Below are 3075 nucleotides of genomic sequence, written 5' to 3'. Positions count from 1 at the left end.
CCCCCGCCGACAATCTCACACAAAAAGAGCACCCCCAGCGCCCGAAATCAACCGCGACGCGTACGGTGCGCCTATTCGCGCCTGCTGGGCCCTAAAGCGTGGAAAACCCCGCCGGCTCACGCCAACGGGGCTCCCCAATCTCACCACTAAAACCCCGCCCCCCGGCAAGCCGGGGGTCGAAGCGTAGCGCTTAGTATCCCTGGATCTTCGCGTAGCGATCCCGGTGGTAGCTCTGGCTGCCGAAGGCGGCTTCGCAGGCCCGCGCGCGCTTGAGGTAGAAGCCGGCGTCGTGGGCGTCGGTCATGCCGATGCCGCCATGCATCTGGACCATTTCGTTGCTCACCAGGTGGAAGGTGTCGCCCATCTTGGCCTTGGCGAGGGAGACGAGCTCCGGCACGTCGGGGCTGCCGGCGTCGATCGCCTGAAGGGCGGCTTCGACGGCCGAGCGGGCCAGTTCCAGGTCGGTGAACATCTTGGCCGCGCGGTGCTGCAGGGCCTGGAACGAACCGATCACCTGGCCGAACTGAACGCGGACCTTGAGGTAGTCGAGGGTGACCTCGAAGGCCTGGACGGCGGCGCCCAGCATTTCAGCCGAGACGCCCGCGCGGGCGCGGTCGAGGGTGGCTTCAAGCACGGGCCAGCCCTTGCCTTCCTCGCCCAGCAGCTGGGCGGACGCGCCGCTGAACTCGATGTTCGAGGCGCCGCGGCTGTCGGCCAGCTTCAGGTTGGTCTTGGTGACGCCGGCGTCGTCGGCCTTCACCAGGAACAGGCTGATGCCGTCGGTGTCGCCCGGCTGGCCCGAGGTGCGGCCCGAGACGATCAGCAGGCCGGCCGAGGGGCCTTCCAGCACGAAGGTCTTCTTGCCGGTCAGCTTGTAGCCGTCGCCGGCCTTTTCGGCCTTCAGCGCGACCTTCTCCGGCGCGTGGTGGGCGCCTTCGTCGACCGCCAGGGTGGCGACCACGGAGCCGTCGGCGATCTTGGGCAGCCACTCGCTCTTCTGCGCGTCCGATCCACCCAGGATCAGCGCCGAGGCGCCGGCCAGGCCCGAGGCCAGCAGGGGCGAGGCCGTCAGCGTGCGGCCCATTTCCTCGAGGATCAGGCCCAGGCTGAGATAGCCGAAGTCCGACCCGCCGTGTTCTTCCGGGATGATGACCCCGGCCCAGCCCATTTCAGCCTGCTCGTTCCAGGCGTTGGCGTCGTAGCCCAGCTCGGCGCCGCTATCGCGCATCTTGCGGAAGGCGGTGACCGGGCTTTTTTCCTGCACCCAGCTCTTCGCCGCGTCGCGGAGCATGCTCTGTTCTTCGTTCAGAACGGCCATTTCTCTTAATTCCCTATCGATCTCGATGAATGTGGTGAGGGGCGTATGCGCCCTAGTTGTTTTGCGTCAGGTCCGGCAGGCCGAGGATCCGCTTGGAGATGATGTTGTTCTGCACCTCCTGGGAGCCGCCATAGATCGTGGTGGCCTTGCCGCCCAGCCAGCCGCGCACCGCGCCCAGCTCCTCGGGCTTGAAGGCTTCGCCCTCCCAGCCCAGGCCCTGGTGACCCATGATCTCCAGGGTCAGTTCGGCCTTGTCCTGCATCCAGCGGGTGCCGGCGTTCTTCATGATCGAGGTGGCGGCCGAGGGGCCGGAATTGCCCTTCGATTCCATCATCGCGCGCACGGCGGTCTGCTGGAAGGCGCGGCCGTCGATCTCGTTCATGATGATGCGGGTGCGCAGGTCGGAGTCGGAAATCCGGCCCTTGTCGTCGGCGCCCACATACTCCTTGGCCAGCTTCGGCAGCGGCTTGACCGCCATGCCGAACCCGCCGCCGCCGCCCGCGCCGCTGAGGCCCGAACGTTCATGCTGCAGCAGGCGCTTGGCGATGGTCCAGCCACCGTTCAGCGGGCCGACCAGGTTCTTCTTGTCGGCGATCGCGTCGGTGAAGAAGGTCTCGCAGAAAGGAGAGTTGCCGGCGATCAGAGGAATCGGACGGACTTCGACGCCCGGCTGATGCATCGTGAACAGGACGAATGAGATGCCTTCATGTTTCTTCGAAGTATCCGTCCGCACGAGACAGAAGCACCAGTCGGCGAATTGTGCGCCGCTCGTCCAGATCTTTTGGCCGTTGATGACGAAGTGGTCGCCCTTGTCTTCGGCCTTGCACTGAAGACTTGCCAGGTCGGACCCGGCGCCCGGCTCGCTGAAGCCCTGGCACCATTGCAGGTCGCCCCGGACGATCGGCGGGATGTGCTCTTTCTTCTGGTCCTCGGTGCCGTACTCCAGCAGCGTCGGGCCGAACATCATGACGCCCATGCCGCCGATCGGGTTGTAGGCGCCCGCGCGGCCCAGCTCCTGCTGGATGATCCGGCCCTCGGCCGGCGACAGTCCGCCGCCGCCATAGGCCGCCGGCCAGGTGGGGACGCCCCAGCCTTTTTCGCCCATCGCCTTGCGCCAGGCTTCCTGGTCTTCGCTGGGCTTCGAGCGCTCTTCGCGCATCATCGGGTTCGGCCGCCCCTTCAGGGACGCCGGGAAGTTCGCCTCGATCCACGTCCGCGCTTCCGTGCGGAAGGTGTCGAGATCGCCGCCAAAATCAGCCATCTAAAAAGTCTCCTTGAAAATCGGTCGTTCGAAACTTGTTGTCATCACCCTAGTGGCTCTGGGTCAGGTCCGGGAGTCCCAGGATCCGCTTGGAGATGATGTTGTTCTGCACTTCGTTGGAGCCGCCGTAGATCGAGCCCGCCTTGCCCGACAGCCAGCCGCGCACCGCGCTGCGCTCTTCCTCGGTGAAGGCCTCGCCGCTCCAGCCCAGGCCCTGATGGCCCATGAACTCCAGGGTCAATTCGGCCCGGTCCTGGGCGACCTTCATATTGGCGTTCTTCATGATCGAGGTGGCGGCCGAGGGACCCGAATTGCCCTTGGCCTCCAGCGCCGCGCGGCGGACCGTCTGCTGCAGCGCCTTCTGGTCGATCTCGTTCATGACGATGCGGGTGCGCAGGTCGCTGTCGGCCAGACGGCCCTGTTCGTCCTGGCCCACATACTTCTTGGCGATGACGCCCAGAGCCACCGGCTTGGCCGCCGGGCCGCGCGAGCCGTT

The 3075-nt window shown here is 66.2% G+C and carries 3 protein-coding genes; all 3 read right to left on the bottom strand.

Going from position 1 to position 3075, the window contains the following annotated elements; all coding sequences use genetic code 11:
- Positions 1 to 190 precede the first annotated feature (190 nt).
- Positions 191 to 1318: an acyl-CoA dehydrogenase family protein gene (locus RMO04_RS12840; protein ID WP_309645175.1), complete on the bottom strand. Its 1128-nt coding sequence runs from the start codon at positions 1316 to 1318 to the stop codon at positions 191 to 193.
- A gap of 52 nt (positions 1319 to 1370) precedes the next feature.
- A complete protein-coding gene (locus RMO04_RS12835; RefSeq protein ID WP_309645174.1) occupies positions 1371 to 2579 on the bottom strand; it encodes an acyl-CoA dehydrogenase family protein in 1209 nt (402 codons plus the stop codon).
- A 49-nt stretch (positions 2580 to 2628) separates the two neighbouring features.
- Positions 2629 to 3075, bottom strand: a 447-nt coding sequence (locus RMO04_RS12830) for an acyl-CoA dehydrogenase family protein (RefSeq protein WP_309645173.1), incomplete at its 5' end; no start/stop codon positions are given.

The organism is Phenylobacterium sp. (genome assembly GCF_031412415.1).
GTDB lineage: Bacteria > Pseudomonadota > Alphaproteobacteria > Caulobacterales > Caulobacteraceae > Phenylobacterium.
The sequence above is the reverse complement of the archived record's forward strand: the minus strand, read 5'-3'. Positions and strand labels throughout refer to the sequence as shown.

Excerpts from the sequence above, each read along its gene's own strand:
- RMO04_RS12835 (WP_309645174.1), bottom strand. The coding sequence starts at position 2,579 with ATGGCTGATTTTGGCGGCGATCTCGACACCTTCCGCACGGAAGCGCGG.
- RMO04_RS12840 (WP_309645175.1), bottom strand. The coding sequence starts at position 1,318 with ATGGCCGTTCTGAACGAAGAACAGAGCATGCTCCGCGACGCGGCGAAG.